The organism is Paenibacillus germinis, from assembly GCF_013141785.1.
GTDB lineage: Bacteria > Bacillota > Bacilli > Paenibacillales > NBRC-103111 > Paenibacillus_E > Paenibacillus_E phytorum.
The window spans coordinates 63559-81119 of sequence record NZ_WHOC01000040.1 but is presented as its reverse complement, the minus strand read 5'-3'; the positions used below and the strand labels follow the sequence as shown (position 1 = coordinate 81119).

The 17561-nt window shown below is 43.3% G+C and carries 13 protein-coding genes; 3 read left to right on the top strand and 10 right to left on the bottom strand.

Features of this window, described 5'->3' with window-relative positions; all coding sequences use genetic code 11:
- Positions 1–4: 4 nt before the first annotated feature.
- The 6 genes from GC102_RS08080 to GC102_RS08055 form a co-directional block, all read right to left on the bottom strand.
- Positions 5–1600 carry an extracellular solute-binding protein gene (locus GC102_RS08080; RefSeq protein ID WP_171689030.1) on the bottom strand — a complete coding sequence of 532 codons (1596 nt, stop codon included), beginning with the start codon at positions 1598–1600 and terminating at the stop codon, positions 5–7.
- 57 nt (positions 1601–1657) lie between these two features.
- Complete coding sequence (locus tag GC102_RS08075) at positions 1658–2548, bottom strand: carbohydrate ABC transporter permease (RefSeq protein WP_171689029.1); 891 nt, start codon at positions 2546–2548, stop codon at positions 1658–1660.
- A gap of 3 nt (positions 2549–2551) precedes the next feature.
- Positions 2552–3526 carry an ABC transporter permease gene (locus tag GC102_RS08070; RefSeq protein ID WP_171689028.1) on the bottom strand — a complete coding sequence of 325 codons (975 nt, stop codon included), beginning with the start codon at positions 3524–3526 and terminating at the stop codon, positions 2552–2554.
- Between the two features lie 181 nt (positions 3527–3707).
- Positions 3708–6029 carry a helix-turn-helix domain-containing protein gene (locus GC102_RS08065; protein WP_171689027.1) on the bottom strand — a complete coding sequence of 774 codons (2322 nt, stop codon included), beginning with the start codon at positions 6027–6029 and terminating at the stop codon, positions 3708–3710.
- A 46-nt stretch (positions 6030–6075) separates the two neighbouring features.
- Entirely contained in the window at positions 6076–7695 is a 1620-nt protein-coding gene (locus GC102_RS08060; RefSeq protein ID WP_171689026.1) for a response regulator, read from the bottom strand.
- A complete protein-coding gene (locus tag GC102_RS08055; RefSeq protein ID WP_171689025.1) occupies positions 7676–9475 on the bottom strand; it encodes a sensor histidine kinase in 1800 nt (599 codons plus the stop codon). Before GC102_RS08055 ends, GC102_RS08060 begins: the two co-directional genes overlap by 20 nt.
- 178 nt (positions 9476–9653) lie before the next feature.
- On the opposite strand from GC102_RS08055, the gene GC102_RS08050 reads away from it, so the two are divergent.
- The 3 genes from GC102_RS08050 (at position 9654) to GC102_RS08040 (ending at position 12921) form a co-directional block, all read left to right on the top strand.
- The gene (locus GC102_RS08050) at positions 9654–11012 is read left to right on the top strand and encodes an ABC transporter substrate-binding protein (RefSeq protein WP_171689024.1); all 1359 of its coding nucleotides are present in this window, start codon (positions 9654–9656) and stop codon (positions 11010–11012) included.
- A 119-nt stretch (positions 11013–11131) separates the two neighbouring features.
- Entirely contained in the window at positions 11132–12070 is a 939-nt protein-coding gene (locus tag GC102_RS08045; protein WP_171689023.1) for a carbohydrate ABC transporter permease, read from the top strand.
- Between the two features lie 11 nt (positions 12071–12081).
- A complete protein-coding gene (locus tag GC102_RS08040) occupies positions 12082–12921 on the top strand; it encodes a carbohydrate ABC transporter permease (RefSeq protein WP_171689022.1) in 840 nt (279 codons plus the stop codon).
- Positions 12922–13013: 92 nt separating this feature from the next.
- Here GC102_RS08040 and GC102_RS08035 read toward each other — a convergent pair whose 3' ends face one another.
- From GC102_RS08035 to GC102_RS08020, 4 genes are all read right to left on the bottom strand, one after another.
- The gene (locus GC102_RS08035) at positions 13014–13817 is read right to left on the bottom strand and encodes a polysaccharide deacetylase family protein (protein ID WP_171689021.1); all 804 of its coding nucleotides are present in this window, start codon (positions 13815–13817) and stop codon (positions 13014–13016) included.
- A gap of 17 nt (positions 13818–13834) precedes the next feature.
- The gene (locus tag GC102_RS08030) at positions 13835–14746 is read right to left on the bottom strand and encodes a carbohydrate ABC transporter permease (RefSeq protein WP_246320792.1); all 912 of its coding nucleotides are present in this window, start codon (positions 14744–14746) and stop codon (positions 13835–13837) included.
- 2 nt (positions 14747–14748) lie between these two features.
- A complete protein-coding gene (locus GC102_RS08025; RefSeq protein ID WP_171689020.1) occupies positions 14749–15699 on the bottom strand; it encodes an ABC transporter permease in 951 nt (316 codons plus the stop codon).
- A gap of 88 nt (positions 15700–15787) precedes the next feature.
- Positions 15788–17467, bottom strand: a complete 1680-nt coding sequence (locus GC102_RS08020; protein WP_171689019.1) for a type 2 periplasmic-binding domain-containing protein — start codon at positions 17465–17467, stop codon at positions 15788–15790.
- Positions 17468–17561 lie beyond the last annotated feature (94 nt).

Here is a 17561-nt window from a genome sequence, read left to right as displayed (position 1 = left end):
ATTGTTATTTAAAATTGCTTTTGTTCTTCTGGTACCAATCCTGAACCTGTTTATCCACGTTATCTCCGCCTAGACGTTTCCATTCTTTGCGTAGATCGTTCAGCCCGTCCTGGGCTGTTATGGACTTCCCACCGGTAACCACTTTCGTTTCAATTTGCACAGCAATCGGTGAGAACGTAGCGATCAACTGAGTGAGTTCAGGAATATCCGGGCTGTACGGAATATCTCTCCGGTATACATTCTTCATCGTCAATTCAAGTGACTTCGCCTTCAACTTGGCATAGTTCTGGGATATCTCATCCTTCGCCGCCATGTCTATGATCAATTTGGGTGTCATAATCGAATCGATCATGAGCGCATATTCGCCGGCATAACTGACTTCCTTGATAAATTTGTCCTGATTAATTGTCTGCCGAGCGCCATCAACCGTTTTATAATGTACGTTCTCCTCCCCATACTTGAGAGGTACCCATCCATCCTTCAGCATCCAGTCTATAAATTGGATGGCTGATTTGATTTGGTCTTCCTTCATCTTGCTGTTAAATACAGTAAATACGCTCGGTGGCGCTTCCTGATATAAGCCGTCCTTGCCATACTTGGTGCTGATCGATTCAAGCGGAGTCAACTTTGCATCTGGCACATTTTTCAGCAAATCGCGATAGGCGTTATCCATACTCCCCGCACCCCATTGCCCCAAATATATGCCTGCTTTACCGGTCGTCAACAACTGGCTTGATCGCTGAAAATTAGTGTCTGTAATATACTCCTTGTCGATAAGCCCTTCGTCAAAGAGCTGCTTCTGGAATGCAAGCGAATCCGCATAACGGTCAAGGAGCCTACCGTATTCCAGCTTGCCGCCTTCCACATACCACTGATTTTCCTGGGTAAAAAATAAAGCGCGTAAAATACCGACACCGCTACTGCTTAATGAAATCGGTACGGTGTCCGCTTTGCCGTTGCCATCCGGGTCACCGTCTCTAAATTTGCGAGCGACATCGAGAAATTCCTCTGCCGTAGTCGGAGTCTTCAGACCTAGCTTATCTAGCCAGTCCTGGCGAATCCACATGCCGTGATTGGCAACCGTATCTCGAGCGAACGATACCGCATACGTTTGACCGTTGACGTTTAGATAAGGCTTAAGCTCCGGATGTTTTTCCAGATATGCTTTATACGTCGTGCTGTACTTGTTGATATAATCGCCGATCGGCTGAATAACGCCTTGGTTGGCCAATTGGCTGATATAATTTCGGTCGTATTCCCAGATCAAATCAGGTGCCTCACCGGATGCAATTAGAGCGTTCAATTTGGGCTGCGCCTGGCTCCGGGTAACGGGAACCCATTTGACATTCACAGGTGATTTCTCATTGATCCACTTTGTCCACCGGTTGTTTTCATAGGTGCCTTCCTCTGTCGGAACTGTACCGCGATCAAACATGGATATGCTGATTTCTTTCTTGGGACCTGGGCCGGGTGCGGTGGTGGAACCCAGTGAACTGCTAGGTTGCACTGAATAAGTCTGGTTGGAGCTGCATGCGACGAGTAAAGTCAAAGACATAGTTACAGCGAGAACGGCATTTCCTGCGTGTTTCAACTTGCTCATTCTTTTATCCCCTTTATCTGTATGATATGAGTATCTAGAGTCAGTTCGCTCAGGATATCAACCTTTGACCGATCCGATCAAAACACCTTTGACAAAATATTTCTGGAGGAATGGATATACGCAAAGAATCGGCATCACAGCAATGACGACAGCAGCCGCTTTAATCGCTTCAGGCGTAAGCAGAATGCGTTCCACCGCATCGTTTCCTCCAATATTGTTTAATAAATTCTCATCCACCTTGTTGACCATCTGATACAGCTTCACCATGACGGTCAGTTTGGCCGACTTTGTGATATAGAGCATCACATTAAAGTAGCTGTTCCACCAACTAACGGCATAAAACAAGGATAATGCTGCCAAAATCGGCTTGCAGAGCGGGATAAAGATCTGCATTAATATTCGCCAATCGCCGGCACCATCCATCGCTGCAGACTCCTCAATTTCCTCCGGCAGCCCTTCCATGAATGTTTTCATCACAAACATGTTGTAGGTACTGATCAATCCCGGCAGCCAAACAGCCCAGTACGAGTTCATTAATCCTAATGTTTTGATGAGGATAAAGTTGGGAATGATCCCGGCGACAAACAACATCGTAACCGTGATCATCATCAGCAGCGCTTTTCGACCGAGAAGTCTCCGTCTTGAGAGCGGATACGCTGCCAGAATCGTCATGACCAAATTAAGTGCCGTTCCGACAACCGTGACAACAACTGTGTTGCGCATGGCCATGAATAATTGGCCATCGTCAAACAAACGTTCATAGGCAACTACATTGAACTCGACTGGCCATAAGAAAACTTCGCCGGAATTAATCGCTCTGCTGCTGCTGAAGGATGCCGCAATCTCGTACCAGAACGGGAATAGAGTCAGTAATGAGATACAGCCGAGAAGTATGTAAATACTTATTCTTGCAAATCCATTAAGAATCTTTTTGTTTGTCCTATACATGGCTTACCATAACCCCCGTTCACCGGATATTCGAATCATCCGGTTGACGCCAACGATCAAGATCAGGCCAATGGCTGATTGGAACAGTCCTATCGCCGTTGTATAGCTGTAACTCATATTCTGCAAACCTACTCGATACACATAGGTACTAATTACATCCGCAACATCAAGTACGGAGTTATTTTGCAGAACGAGCGTTTGTTCCAAGCCAACATCCATCATTTGGCCCATTCTAAGAATAAGCAGAATGGCAATCGTACTGCGAATGCCCGGTAATGTAATGTGCCAAATTTGCCGCAGCTTATTGGCACCGTCGATCTTCGCTGCATCATAGAGCTGCGGATCGATTGAGGCCATTGCCGCCATATACAGAATCGTCCCCCACCCTGCTTCCCTCCAAGTGCTCGATAATGTATACACAATCGGCCACCAGAACGAATCAGCCATGAAGTAAACGGATTCCCCTGCGGTTAATTTCTTGATGACCATATTCACAACTCCCGTGCTCGGTGATAACACGGCAACCACAATTCCGCCGAGCACTGCCCATGACATAAAGTGAGGAACGTACAGCATATTTTGCACAAAGTTCTTATACCCTTTCCGCCCTACTTCATTAAGCAGAAGAGCAAGGACAATAGGGACAGGGAATCCAAGAACAAGACTGTACAAGTTAAGTACGAGTGTATTTCTTAATATCCTCCAGAAGTCCGGGCTAGCGAAAATCATTTGAAAATGCTTGAGTCCAACCCACTGGCTTCCGAATACGCCATCCGCAAACCGATAATTCTTAAAAGCAATGATCTCACCGAGCATCGGAGCGTATTTGAACAGGACATAAAAGCTGAGTACGGGCAGGAGCATCATATACAAATGTTTATCCTGCATCATCCTTTTCCATACCGACTGCCTGAACCTTCCGATTCCAACTGTTTGTGTCCCGGTCCTTAATTCTGTTGCCGGGAGCCTACCCTTCATATCGTTTCACCCTCTCGTTATATCGTTCTGTCAAACCTTCGTTCGCTTACGGTTTTGATTGTAGGTTAGGCAACAAGAGAAGGAAATAGACGTGTTATGTGCTTCGTGCCTTTTTATGTATAAGATCAGGTTACATTTCTTTAGGGTGGTACCATAATCTTGGGTTTTTGCTCCTTGAAGCTTACTCCGACGCAGCTTTTTCTTCAGACTCGAGCACCCACTCCCGATATTCGGTAGGCGTCATGCCCGTATATTTTTTAAAAGCTCGAAGATAGCTGCGCGTATTCGTATACCCAACCCGTTCCGCTATATCATTTATCTTGCGGTTCTTAACAACAAGCAGCTCCTTGGAAGCATTGATCCGGATTTCAATCAAATAATCAATGAAGTTTTTCTCCGTATATTCTTTGAACAGCTTGCTAATGTATGTCGGATTTAACTGAAACTTTTCGGACAGCAACTCGAGAGAAAATCCACTGTCACGATAATGCTCTCGAATGTAAGGCAACAACTTGTCGATTGTCTTATTATTTCCCCGTTGACTGCGTTTCCCTTCAATTTTCCCTGCTAATCTTTCAAGTATGGTTTTGACAATCCGCTGAGCATCCTGCCAATTGTCGCATTGATGAATCCGTTGATGGAGATTACCCATCTCTTCAAGCGTTTCCTCGGTATTTATGCCGACCGAAGCAACGACCTGCAATGATTTCATGATCAAGTCGTAAGAGAGCTGCTTTATCAAATCGGGAGATAAGCTGCCGTTGACCGCTTCTTGAAACAATTCGGTAATATATCCTTCTAATTTCTCGTTTTCAGTCTGCTTTAACGCTTCTGCGATTCGATCCGTCATCTTAATCATGCGGTAATAGTCCTGATTATCAGTCCCCAAATCCTCGATAGAAATGACGGAATGACGGCCGATTACCATTTTGTATTGCAGGGCTTTTTGCGACTCCTCGTATGATATAGGTATATCTTTCATATCCTGATAGCATCTTCCTACACCAATGGTCACCTGAAGCCCGAATTGCCTCTTCATGACATCCAAAACCAACTCGAGGACGGCTAATGCACGCAGATGGTTTTGTTCCATATCTCCTTCTGCAAAGCTAAAAACGATGGCAGCGAAACCCGCACCTAAATCGACTGCAGCCCCCGAATGTTCCATGTTCATCAACTCTTCTGCAACGTTGCATAACGCATACGTATACAAGGTTTCATCCTTCGGGCTAACGCCGCCCTCCTTACCGATCTCGGCCGTACACACGACAAACCTTTCAGAAAATAAGTGGATTCCAGTAAATTCCAGGTGATGGCGCACGGATGCGTACTCCGTTCTATAGCCGGACAGCATGTCCAAGATGATTCTCCATTTCAATACTGGCTTGGAATCCCGGACCTGCTTCTCTAGTTGTTCACGGTCTACGAACATTTGGTCGAATACCGTTTCTAGGTAACCCAGCCCAACAACACTTCTCATCGACTCATGTTCCGGATGGACTGGCTTGAGCGCTCCTGACATTTTCCCAACTAATCGGTCCAAGGGCTTAAATGTCCGACGGTTTACGTAAAAAAGAACAGTCAGAGCTAAAAGAACCATGCCGACGGCAAACGCAATCATCAAACTCCGGGTAGATTCCAAAGGTTGATACACTTTAGATTTGGGAATAACGCTGACAATTCGCCAACCCGTATAATTAGAGGCCGTATAAAATATCGATTGCTCAATCCCCTCCATTTTCACTGTGAAATGTCCGCTTCCGTTATGGCTCAGAATCTGTTGAATATAGGAAATGTCTGACAAGTTCTTATATAATTGCGTTGAGTCGTCATGTGTCACTATGTTTGCTTGATCATCGATAATGAAGGTATGTCCGCCATGGTCTTCTTCATACACATCCTTGATCATCCGATAAAGAACATCTTCACTGATATTGATGGCAACAAGTCCCTTTCGATATTCAGGGCTGCTGATGGATGGATAGGAACGAATCAGCGTGACGACATCCTGTTCTTTTTCGCCATCCCATACTTTATGAGTAGTCAGCCATTTCGAATGCCCTTTCATCTTGATGTAAGTAGCCAACCAGTTGTCTTCCGAGACATCCCTCTTCATATAAGTTTTATCGGTCAGAATATCGCCACTTACTTCCGAATAAAGGAATATAGAAGTAAACAGTTCATTCGTGTGTACAACAGTTTTCAGTTTGTTTGATAATCCAAAAAAATTCGAATATTTTTGAGCTGCATCATCATAACTGTCATACATGAAATATACATACTCCAACTCCTGCGACATATTCAGCAAGTCTCTCTCCGTTTGGCGGAACACAATTTCGATTTTATCATCGATCTGCTTTAACAAGGCAATATGGGTATTCTTCAGATCCTGCTCCAAACGTCCCACGGTTCCAGCATAAGATAACCAAAAGGTTAAAAAAATGATCGTTATAAAGACCAAGCTGTAAATGAACATGACCTTGCCAGAAATACTGAATTTCATAGACTACCTCCTCTTTACTGCAATCGCTCACTTTATATCGCTAGTCTTATTGACGGAATTCAGTAGGGGTCATCCCGATCCTCTTCTTGAAAAGCCTACTGAAATATTTTTCGTCTTGGTACCCCACTCGATTGGCGATTTCATACGTTTTCAGATTAGAACCGAGCAGCAGTTCCTTGGCCTTATCCATCCGAACATGGGTTACATAATCAGTTAAATTTACACCTTCCACCTGTTTAAACAAAAAGCTTAGATAGACAGGCGACACAAATACTTCTTTGGCAATTGTATCCAAAGAAAGGTTACTGGCATATTTGGTCTCTAGCATAGCTTTAGCGGCTTCCACAACGTTATTCCTGCCGGATTTCCGCAAATCAATGGTCAGCTGAAGCAAATAGCGAAGGAACGTTTTGCAGATTTGACTAAGTTCCTCCAGAGTAGCAGCGGATAATACCAACTGAATCTGCTCTGCGGTCAATAAATGATTCAACTTCAACTTCGGATGCAAATCGGAAATAACACTGGCACCTGTTATCATGGCTTGCAGGCTCTCCGTTTTCGTTAATGGAATCGTGATCTCCTTCTCTTGCAGATCATTGAAAAATACCTGCATCCACGCCTCTAATTCCTGAAGATTGCCTATCTTAAGTGCCATACGCAGCCGCACATAAGCCGATGATGTATCTTCAATGGTGGACGATTCCATCATCGGAGGCTCCATTCCATCATTCTTCCTCTTGCCTTTTGACGTTTCCCAGTCCACATCATCAATAAAAATGACTTCGTTCGGTCCGGTATAATATTTATATTCCAAGGCCGTTTTAGCCTGCTCATAGGCCATCTTTCCGTCAAAAACCAATTGTTCGCAAAGGGCTCCGATACCAATGGTGACAAAGTATTTTAATGTTTGCCTTATATTTGCCACCAAAAGCCGCAGGTCGCGGTGAAGTTCTTCCATTGAAAATGTCATATTTACAATAATCGCAAATCGATCCGATAACTCAAGAAAAATGCATTTATTTCCCCAGCATTGCAGCGTTTCTTCAGCGATGTTCTGGATAGCAAAATTCATCAGCTGTTGATCTTCATAATTATAATTTCTGAGAATTTCGGGATCCTGCTCAATTTGCAGCAAGACAATCCGGAAGGGCTGCAAGGTCAATGGAACCATCAAGTAGGCGGTTTTTTCCATAAACAACTTCTCATTGAGTCGAGCTCCTTCCAGTAGGGACCTTAAAAACCTGTCACGGATTAGCGGCATATTTTCCTGTAACTGTCGGTTCCGTTCATTATCTTCTTCCCATTCCGTTTTGAGCTTCCTGAGTACATCAAACAGCATGTCCGTATCCGGAGGCTTAAGAAGGTAGTCTGTCGCTCCAAGCTGAAGCGCTTGCCTGACATAGTCGAATTCATCATGGCCGCTGAGAATGATTGATTTAATTGGCCATTTCCGATTGCGAATTTCTGTCAGCAATGCCAACCCTCCCATGGTTGGCATCTGACAATCCACTAAAATCAAATTAGGCTGATTAACTTCCATTTGCTCTAAAGCTTTCAGTCCATTTTCCGCTGGGGGAAGCCATTCAAATCCGTATTCCTCCCATGGAATTAAAACTTTCAGTCCATTTATTACGATCGGTTCATCTTCAATGACCATGACTTTCATATAACTTCCCCCATTGTTCTTCGTTTTCGATAATTGGGATTCTAACAATCACAGTGGTGCCAACATCTAGAACACTATTGATTCGCAGGGCATATTCAGAACCAAACATCATCTGCAACCGTTCATTCACATTTCTCAGACCATAACCACCTTTACTTCTTACAGGGATATGTAACAGTTGTTCTACTTGATCCGTATTCATTCCACAACCATTATCCTGGACGGTCCAAACGATATCGCTCCCTTGAACATAAGAACGAATCAAAAGCACTCCCTGCTGATCTGTTTTCGATTCGAATGCATGAAGGATGGCATTTTCCACGATCGGCTGGAGAAGAAGCTTCATTGTAATACAATGGCCGATTGTAGAATCGATATGATATATGGGAGTGAATCGATTAGGGAATCGCGCATGTTGAATATTGATGTAGGCTTTGATTTGATTCATTTCATTTTCTAATTTGTAGAAATCTTCCCCCTTATTCAAAGAAAGACGAAACAATTCACTGAGCGAATGAACGACTCTGGCCGTTTGGTTATCTCCGTTGATTTTTGAGCTAAAGAAAATATAATCCAACGTATTGTAAAGGAAATGCGGCTCGATCTGCGCTTGAAGTGTTTTCAATTCAATCATTTTCTGATTCGTTTGACTGATATACACTTTCTGAATGAGATCATTCAATTCTGCGACCATTTCATTGTATTTTTGCGTGAACAGCCCGATTTCATCTTTTGATTCCACAGCAACCTTCTGATTAAAGTCCCCTCGTTTAAAGTTGTTCATGGACCGCAGCAATTTCTTAATAGGCAGTGTAATACTTTTGGAAAGCAAGATAGACACCACTACGGCAATGAGCAGAAGTGAAAAGGACAACACGATCGTACTGATGAGCACAATGCCATATTGCCTTTGAATATCTTCCATAGGGGTAAGGCTCACGATATTCCAGCGATATGACGCAATGGACGTGTTGGCAGCTAAATATTTTTTATTTGCTATTTTGTAAATCCAGGTTTGATTAGGCTCTAGCAGGTTCTGAATTTCATTTACATTGTCTTTGAAATGATTGCTCATTTCTTTATCATCCAACTTGCTGGCAACAAGATGATAATTGTCATCGAACAGAAGCAGATTGGTCGTTCGGCTGATCTGTACATCTTGAATGGCCTCTCTTAGGGCATCGCGATTGATTCCAAGAAAAAACATACCCAACTTTTTGTCCGCATCATACAAACTTAAAATACGTCGACCTAATACGATGTCATTGTAATTATGAGCGTATATAAACAGGGGGGAACCCGAATAATCCAAGTGAGATTGGCCGTTGCGCGCAGCCGTAGCCATATAGAGCGGAGAGTCTTTAAATTCCTCATAAGGTACAACCTGTCTGAAGAATCCCGAGAAATCCTTATAAATAAACTCATTTTCGCCATACAAAATAATAAATGAAATATACTTTTTAGCTATTTTTAAATTAGATAAATAATTAAATATGGTCTTTTGCGGGTCGCCCGAATACGGGGGGCTGGCCACGCTAAGCAGCGATTGAATGGTTTCATTGCCTACGATAAAGGAGGAGAGGTCGGTGGCATCATCCAGCATATTTTGAATGTTGCCAGCGATAAGCCGGATGATTTGCACTTGATTTTGCATCGTCTGCTTTTCCAAAAAGCGGGTGGCAATAGTGTAGGAAAAGATGCCAAGACCAATGACGGGAATAAGCACGAGCGAAATGAAGGAAACAAGCATTTTGGTTTGCAAGGTTTTGAATTGAAACATCCTATTTTCTCCTCAATCATGTTAATTACTAGCATTATAAAGCTTTGCAAACATCTAAGGTATAGCATTTCCCCACTTGCTTGAATAAGTCCACCAATCCTTAAAATCGTCACATTGTAATAAAATTCCGGAACATTTACGATAAATTTGTATCCAAATCATCAAGGAGGGGTTAAACATGAAACAATTAAAAAAGCCTGCAACGATCCTAATCAGTCTAGTAGTACTGGCAAGTGTAGCGTTGACTGGCTGCGGTTCGAAACAAACTGAAATTAGTGGACAAGGGTCAACACCGACAGCAGCAGCGAAAGAAATCGATTGGAAAACCGTGAAAGCGGATATACGTTTCGTCTATCCGGGAACTTCAGAGGCGGAAAAAGAGTTAGCCGAACAATTTAAAACAAAAATGAAAGAAAAATATCCAAACGTAAACATTGAGTACATGTTCTTATCCTGGCAGGATATGGAGAAGAAGCTGCCCATTATGCTGTCATCTGCCGATTATCCGGATATGACGATGACCCAAGACGTCACCAACCTTGTTCAACTGGATGGATTGGAGGATATATCTCCCTATTTCAATAAAACTGGTGCAGCATTGAAAAAAGATAATTTTCTTCCAGGTACACTGGAATATGCGGCCAGAGGAGATAAAATCTATTCCGTTCCGAATCTAGCCAACTCCTTTACCCTCATGGTAAATGAACAAATGTTGAACGAAGCAGGTATGAAAGTTGAAGAATTAAAAACTTGGGAAAGCGTGGAGAAAGCAGCACAGCTCATGACCAAAGGCGATAAGTATGGCTTTGGGTATCCTCTGGGCGTAGCTCGGTTTGCTTTCAGAGTTCCATTTACGGCCGCATATAGCAATGGGCTTCTGCTCAGCGATACATCGGATGCATCAAAGAAAAAATATATCGAGACGCTGGATCATTTCAAAAAACTAGAAGCCTTTGAACCGAAAGCCCATTTCACTTGGGGTTATCCAGAAATGTGGCGGTCGTTTAGCAACGGCGAAGTGGGCATGGTTGCGGCAGGAACCTACTTTTCCGCTAATGTGTACAGCATCAATCCGGACATTATAAAAGTAAGTAGAGCGATTCCTTATCCTAAAGGTCCATCCGGAGACAAGGCACAAGCACCTGTATCGAGCGTTGGAATCGGAATGTTCAAAGGCAGCAAGAATAAAGATGTTGCATGGAAGCTAATTGAAGAGTGGTCCTCTTCCGAGTTTAATTCGTCAGAAGCAGCCGTAGTCAACGTCACCGCTATGAAAAACGCAAATTTGGATGAGATCGTCAAGAAAGCTGAAAAAGTTTACCCAAAAGCCATAGATGGCCACAAGCGAATTTTGCAAGACTTTAACCAAATTCTTGTCAATAACGGCGTTCCAATGGCTACCATCGTAGGCCAACCCGAGATGGAGACCGTTGTGCAAGATCATATGACGAAGCTTCTTATGGGTAAAATGACTACCGAAGAAACTTACTCGGCTATCAAAGATGGAATCAATAAAATAAAAGATAAGTTTAAATAACTTAAGTCATCATTCATCGGGGAACCGACAGGAAATTTAAGTCGCTGTTCCCCGTTTTTATTTGTGAATCGTGAATCAAAATGAGTAAGTTTTACTCTTATAAAGGAGGAAGTTCACCTATGGACACCCCAATCAAACAAACTGCTTCTTCTATTGCCTTAAGAAATAAACATCACCGTTCCCTTATCAAACGGTATGCTTTCGGCTATTTGCTGCTTGCGCCAGTCGTATTATATGTTGCCTTGTTTCAATTTTATCCTTTGTTCGATACGATTCGTCTCAGTTTCTTCAAGTATTCACTTCTTCAAGGCGGTGGCATGCAATTTACGGGCTTGAATAACTACAAAGAGTTGACCGTAAACGACGATCATTTCTGGTTCATTCTTAGCAATAGTCTGGTTTGGGTTATCGGTTCAACGTTACTCCAATTTCTCATAGCTGTTCCAGCTGCCCTCATCTTAAATCAGAAGCTTCGCCTTAGGGGCCTATGGCGTGGGTTAGTTATGGTACCATGGGTTTCCCCTGTTGTTGTAATCGGCATCATTTGGAAATGGATTTATGACGGACAATATGGGCTGCTCAATTACTATTTAAAGCTGCTGCATCTGCTGCAGGACAACATCGTGTGGCTTGGACACGAATTCTGGGTGTGGCCTTCACTGCTGCTTACTTCTACGTGGAAAGGATTCCCTTATGTCACTTTGATGCTGCTTTCCGCCCTACAGGGGATTTCCAGTGAGATGAAGGAAGCGGCCGAAATTGACGGCACAACGAATTGGCAGAGATTCCGTTATGTCACACTACCTTTGTTAAAACCCATCATGTATGTCACCGGTATGGTTTCAATCATCGCTTCTTGGACGAAGTTCGAAATGATCTGGGCATTGACCAATGGTGGACCGGGTTATACAACCAGCATTTTGCCAACCTATTTATACACCCACGCGTTCGTTTATTTGGATTTAGGCAAAGGCGCTGCTATTGGAACTTTATCGATGCTGATTGTGTTGATTATGGTATTTGTTTATGCCAAATTGTTTGGTAAAGATAATAGCTAAGGGGCGAGAACATGAGAGAAACTTACTTGATGAGAACATGGAAATACACGATTTTGTTTCTATTATTAGTTTTTACCTTGGTACCTTTTCTTTGGCTTTTGGATACTTCATTCAAGAGCGACGAAGCCATATTTGCCTCTAAACCGACTTGGTGGATATCGCCTTTTACTTTGGATAGTTATACATGGGCTCTCGGAAAAAAAGGGATCCAGCTTGGAAAACTGCTGTCCAACTCTCTAATCACATGCGCGATTACCGCGCTGATAACGGGTTTGATAGCTTGTATCAGCGGTTATGGTTTAGCCAGATATAAAGTTCCAGGGATCAAATTAATATTCGTACTGCTCGTATTAGCCCAGATGATTCAGGGACCGATGATTATGATTCCATGGTATAAATTTGCATCCTCGATGTCGCTTTTGAATACCAAAACAATTCTTGTGATGATTTATTGTACAATGACAATTCCTGTTGGCGTCTGGATCATGAGCGGTTTTTTCAAAACAATCCCGATCGATCTGGAAGAAGCGGCATACATGGATGGCGCATCGAAATTAAAAACATTATTTGTTGTTGTGATTCCCCTTGCTTTGCCCGGGCTAGTGGCCATTAGCCTCTATTCCTTTATTCTTGGTTGGAACGATTACCAATACTCGCTTATTTTAACAAACTCCCTTTCTGCAAAAACGGTCCAGGTCGGCATCGCCGAGGTGATGGAAAGCATGGGTTCGACCAATTGGGGAGGCATTCTGGCCAGCGGTGTGATTATCATCCTTCCGATTATTCTGATCTTTGCTATCATTCAGAAATTTCTCATTGAAGGTTTAACCGCCGGAAGTGTTAAAGGATAATTTCTACACAATAACGAGTGTTAAGAAGGCTAGTAACCTTTAACACTCGTTTTAATGTTTCTATAACAACCATTTTCCTCGCATTCTTTATCTCACACGACCAGTCTTTTTGTTTCTCCCGGCTTTATTTCAACAGCTTGTCCTTCCAAGCTGAACCATACGGATGAGGCGGAAGGATTATGAACCAACTCTCCTGAAACAGCAAACCGCAATTGGTGCAATGCTTTCACATACAGGACGATTTCAATATTGGTCGCATACCAAATATCGGGATGGTGACCGATCAGTTCGCCAAAACGCTCAAGCTGGTCCCAGTTTTGATTATTATTAAATTCATAGCTGTGCCCCCATACATATAACAGAGACATTCGAGGATGACGCGGTCGATCATCCATAAACTTTTGGCCGTATTCCAGCATATCGCGATGATGGCAAGTCGGAGACCACAGTAAAAAATCCTCCGGCATGTCAAAGCTGCCATTATTGAGAGTGGTTCGTGCATATTCCACTCCCAGTGCAGGAAGCAGCGCCACAACCTCCTTGTTCCAAGCGCCGTGAGGGTAAGACAACCCCTTGACGGGATATTCGGCAAGATGCTCCAACTCTCGGCGATCCTGCAAGATCTCATCGGCAATTCTTTCCTTTGGAGACAAATTCAAAAACGGATGGCTGACCGTATGAGCGGACACCTCATGCCCGCTAAATAATTCTTTCACTTCCTCACGATCCAAATATCCTGGTTTTCCCAGGAGTCCGGAATTCAAGTGAAACGTCCCCCGGATGTCGAAACGATTTAAAATACTAACCATTTTCCGGTCAAATTCCCGTCCGTCATCGTAGCTTAGCGTAAGAGCTTTACTCTTTCCGCCAGGAAATAGATCAAAACGAATACGCATATCAATCCCTCCAAATTTTAACCTTTCACGGATCCTAGCATAGCGCCTTTAATGAAATATTTTTGCATCCATGGATATATCAATATGATGGGCCCTATCGAAAGCAGCGCAATTCCAGAGCGGACGTTGCTCATTGCAAGTTGCGCTTGCTGTGCATTATTATTAAACATCAAATCATTGCTTTGTTCGCTTACCGATGCCAGCATTTCACGCATAATCACTTGTATAACGGTCAAATTGCGGTCGCGGATATAAATCATGGCATCGAACCATGCATTCCAATGCTCGACTGCAGCCCAAAGTGCTATAGTGGCCAATACAGGCGTCGAAATCGGCAAAATGATTCTAAACAGAAGCGTCAAATAACCGGCTCCGTCGATCACGGCGGATTCCTCCATAGCTGTATCCAGCGACATAAAGTAATTTCGCATGATGATGATACTGAAAATGGCAACGGCCCCCGGAATGATGAGAACTAGAAAGTTGTCGAGCAGCCCTAAGCTGCGAATGATCAGATAAGTAGGAATTAACCCCCCGCTGAAAAACATGGGAATGATGAAATAAGTGGTAATCCCCCCGCGAAAAGGCAGTTCTTTCTTGGCAAGCGGATAAGCAGCCAATATGGTAAATAAAACCTCCAACGCAGTGCCGAGCGCTGTACGTAGAATCGAGTTCATATACGGCCGAACGATTTCCCCGGAGGAGAGCAAAAACCGATAGGCTTCAAAGGACCAATTTTTCGGCCAAAAATGAAAACCGAGCGTTGTCGCTTCTCTTCCGTCGGAGAAGGATAGCACCACCACCTGCCAGAACGGATAAAGTATGACTAATGAAAAAAGAACCATAAACACGCTATTTAAACCAACAAACCACCAACCAGGTTGGAGTCTGATAGGGATTCTGCCTGCTCTTTGTTGCACTTGCCTCATTTTCACCACACCCCATAGTCGTTGAATTTGCGCACTATCTGATTCACCGTGACGAGCAGCACAACCCCCACCAGGTTTTTGAACAAGCCGACTGCAGCGGAATAATCTAATCTAAATTCGACGAGACCCGCCCGATACACATAGGTATCAATAATATCTCCAACTTCATAGACCAACGGACTATACAAGTTAAGAATCTGATCAAACCCGCCAGATAAAATGTGACCTAAACGAAGAAGAAATAAAATCGTGATCACAGGTATAAGCGAAGGTAGTGTAATATAAAGCATTTTGTGAAAACGGTTAGCCCCGTCTGATTCTGCCGCTTCATAGATTTCCGGTGAAATCGAGGATATCGAGGCTAAATAGAGAATCGACGCCCATCCCACTTCCTTCCAGGCATCGGAAATAAGCAGAAGAGGGATAAAATAAGCTTTACTGGATAGAAAGTTGATCGGATTTCCGCCAAATAAGGTAATGATGTAATTGACAACTCCCCGCTGCGGGGAAAAGACCTCAACGATCATGCTGGCAATAATGACCCAAGACATGAAGTGCGGTAAATACGAAATGCTTTGTACAGTCTTCTTGAATGTCTTGTGTATGATTTCGTTGATCAGCAGCGCAAAAATGATCGGGAATGTAAAGCCTACAACAAGCCGCAAAACGCTGATGATGACCGTATTTCGGAGTGCTCTTATAAATACGAAATCATGAAACATATTTTTAAAGTGTTCAAAATTATTCCAAGGGCTGTCCCAAATGCCAAGCCCAGCTTTAAAGTCCTTAAAAGCAATGATAACGCCATACATCGGCGCATAATGAAAGATAGCAAGATGCAGGACAGGCAAAAGCAAAAGAACATACAACATTTTCATTTTTTTTACTTTTTTCCACTTTAGAGCTCTGGATGTGTTCGCTTTAATGACAGATGTTTCAACTGAGATAGCCATGTTACCTCCGCCTTTCTAAAAAGTGGGGAGACTTGTCTCCGACAAATCTCCCACGTTCCCTATCTTATCCGTTTTTTCTTATTTAAAATTACTTCTTACGGAGATCGGCGACTTTCGGCGCTTTTTCCAGCTCGGCAAGAAGCTCATCACCACCGCTGCCACGCCAATTTTTCACGTAGGCATCCCAAGCAGAATCGACATTCAGCTCACCCGTAATGGACTTAAACAAGAATTCATCCGTTATCGTTTTTAATTTTGCAGCGTATTTGGTATTCAACTCATTGTATTTGGTTTGATTGTAATAATCCCATTTGAAGGGCCGATAGGCCGTTTTCCTGCCTGTTTCGGCACCAAAATACAGATCTGTCAATTTGGAAACGGCAGCATTACTATAATACGCATTGACATTCCCTAATTGGATCGGCAAATTGTAGTAACCTATTCCATCTTTTTCACGATCGACTTCCGCTGTCTGTTTAGGAATGACTGCCGACTTATAAGGCTCAGCTTCCCACGAATAATCTTTTCCTTCTTCACCAAACGCTGAGAGCATGAGCCCATCTTTGTCCAAGTTCAAATAGTCAAAGATCTGGAGAATGCGAGCTAATTTTTCATCTGAGACATCCTTTTTGATGACCATCGCGTAACCGAATCCATCTACAGGCGTATACGCAGCTGAACCCTGCTGACCTTTAGAACCGATAGGCGGCGGGGTAAAAAGAAATTTCGCATTCGGATCCTTCAAGACAAGATTTCCGGGTGGACGATTAAACGTAAAAGGTACCATTCCTGCCGCTTGAACCTGCACCTGCGCAGCGCCGTATTTCCCGGCAGCGAACTTTTCCCAGCTTTTAGCACGGTTTAATGTGGTGAATTCCGGATCGATATACCCCTTTTTATTTAAAGTGGCCATATAGGTTAGAAACTCTTTATAGTTCTGGCTGATCGCATAACCGACCACTTTCCCGTTTTCCTCCAGATTGTAATCCCAACCAAAACCAAACGCGCCGGCTTCCGTATTTAAAGCCCAAGAAGCATCGCTGTTGTTCAGAAGCAAACCGTACGTATCTTTTTTACCGTTACCGTCAGGATCATTATTGGCAAACGCTTCGAACATTTTCTGCTCTTCTTCCAGTGTAAACGCTTGCTTTGAGAAGAAAATTCTTTCAGCACCGCCGGAAGTACCCACGGGAACGATGTCCCCTTTAGGTTTAAATCCGAGTTTTTCCATCCAATCCAGACGGTAAACCTGGCCCCAAGTGAGATTATCCCAATCTTGTTTATAACCCGTAAGGGCATAATATTCGCCATTCTTACCTGGGACTTGATTCACTTTCCACCCCGTCGGCTGATCGCTTAAAACTTTTGCGTAATTAGGCGCGTACTTCATGATCATATCCTTGGATATACTTCGAGTGACAGCATCCGTATAAAGCTTATCCGGTGCATCCATGAAGGCGATATCCGGCAATTCTCCCGAAGCAACCATCAGATTTTTTTGTTCCTTGTTGTTTACATCCAGTTTTCGATTCTTCAATTTCACATTGAATTTCTTTTCAATCATTTGTTGAACCTTGTTATTGTCTTCGATCTTGCCTCTTGCCCCTTGGCCAACCCAACTGATTTCCAGCGCTTTCGAGGTATCCGCTGGCTTGTCTGATGCATTTGTAGCGTTCGGTTCGCTTGTTGTTTTCCCTCCCGAACATCCGGTAGCCATCAAGACCACTGCCAAGCTTAGTGCGGCAACGCTTACTTTTTTACTTGTCATGTCCATCCCCCTATTCTTATCGCTTGCCTTACCTATTCATTATAAATAAGAAGCCCCTGAGATCAGTAACACAATCATCAGGGGTTTATAATAC

Excerpts from the sequence above, each read along its gene's own strand:
- GC102_RS08070 (WP_171689028.1), bottom strand. The coding sequence starts at position 3,526 with ATGAAGGGTAGGCTCCCGGCAACAGAATTAAGGACCGGGACACAAACA.
- GC102_RS08025 (WP_171689020.1), bottom strand. The coding sequence starts at position 15,699 with ATGGCTATCTCAGTTGAAACATCTGTCATTAAAGCGAACACATCCAGA.
- GC102_RS08060 (WP_171689026.1), bottom strand. The coding sequence starts at position 7,695 with ATGAAAGTCATGGTCATTGAAGATGAACCGATCGTAATAAATGGACTG.
- GC102_RS08045 (WP_171689023.1), top strand. The coding sequence starts at position 11,132 with ATGGACACCCCAATCAAACAAACTGCTTCTTCTATTGCCTTAAGAAAT.
- GC102_RS08040 (WP_171689022.1), top strand. The coding sequence starts at position 12,082 with ATGAGAGAAACTTACTTGATGAGAACATGGAAATACACGATTTTGTTT.
- GC102_RS08080 (WP_171689030.1), bottom strand. The coding sequence starts at position 1,600 with ATGAGCAAGTTGAAACACGCAGGAAATGCCGTTCTCGCTGTAACTATG.
- GC102_RS08055 (WP_171689025.1), bottom strand. The coding sequence starts at position 9,475 with ATGTTTCAATTCAAAACCTTGCAAACCAAAATGCTTGTTTCCTTCATT.
- GC102_RS08050 (WP_171689024.1), top strand. The coding sequence starts at position 9,654 with ATGAAACAATTAAAAAAGCCTGCAACGATCCTAATCAGTCTAGTAGTA.
- GC102_RS08035 (WP_171689021.1), bottom strand. The coding sequence starts at position 13,817 with ATGCGTATTCGTTTTGATCTATTTCCTGGCGGAAAGAGTAAAGCTCTT.
- GC102_RS08065 (WP_171689027.1), bottom strand. The coding sequence starts at position 6,029 with ATGAAATTCAGTATTTCTGGCAAGGTCATGTTCATTTACAGCTTGGTC.
- GC102_RS08020 (WP_171689019.1), bottom strand. The coding sequence starts at position 17,467 with ATGACAAGTAAAAAAGTAAGCGTTGCCGCACTAAGCTTGGCAGTGGTC.
- GC102_RS08075 (WP_171689029.1), bottom strand. The coding sequence starts at position 2,548 with ATGTATAGGACAAACAAAAAGATTCTTAATGGATTTGCAAGAATAAGT.
- GC102_RS08030 (WP_246320792.1), bottom strand. The coding sequence starts at position 14,746 with ATGAGGCAAGTGCAACAAAGAGCAGGCAGAATCCCTATCAGACTCCAA.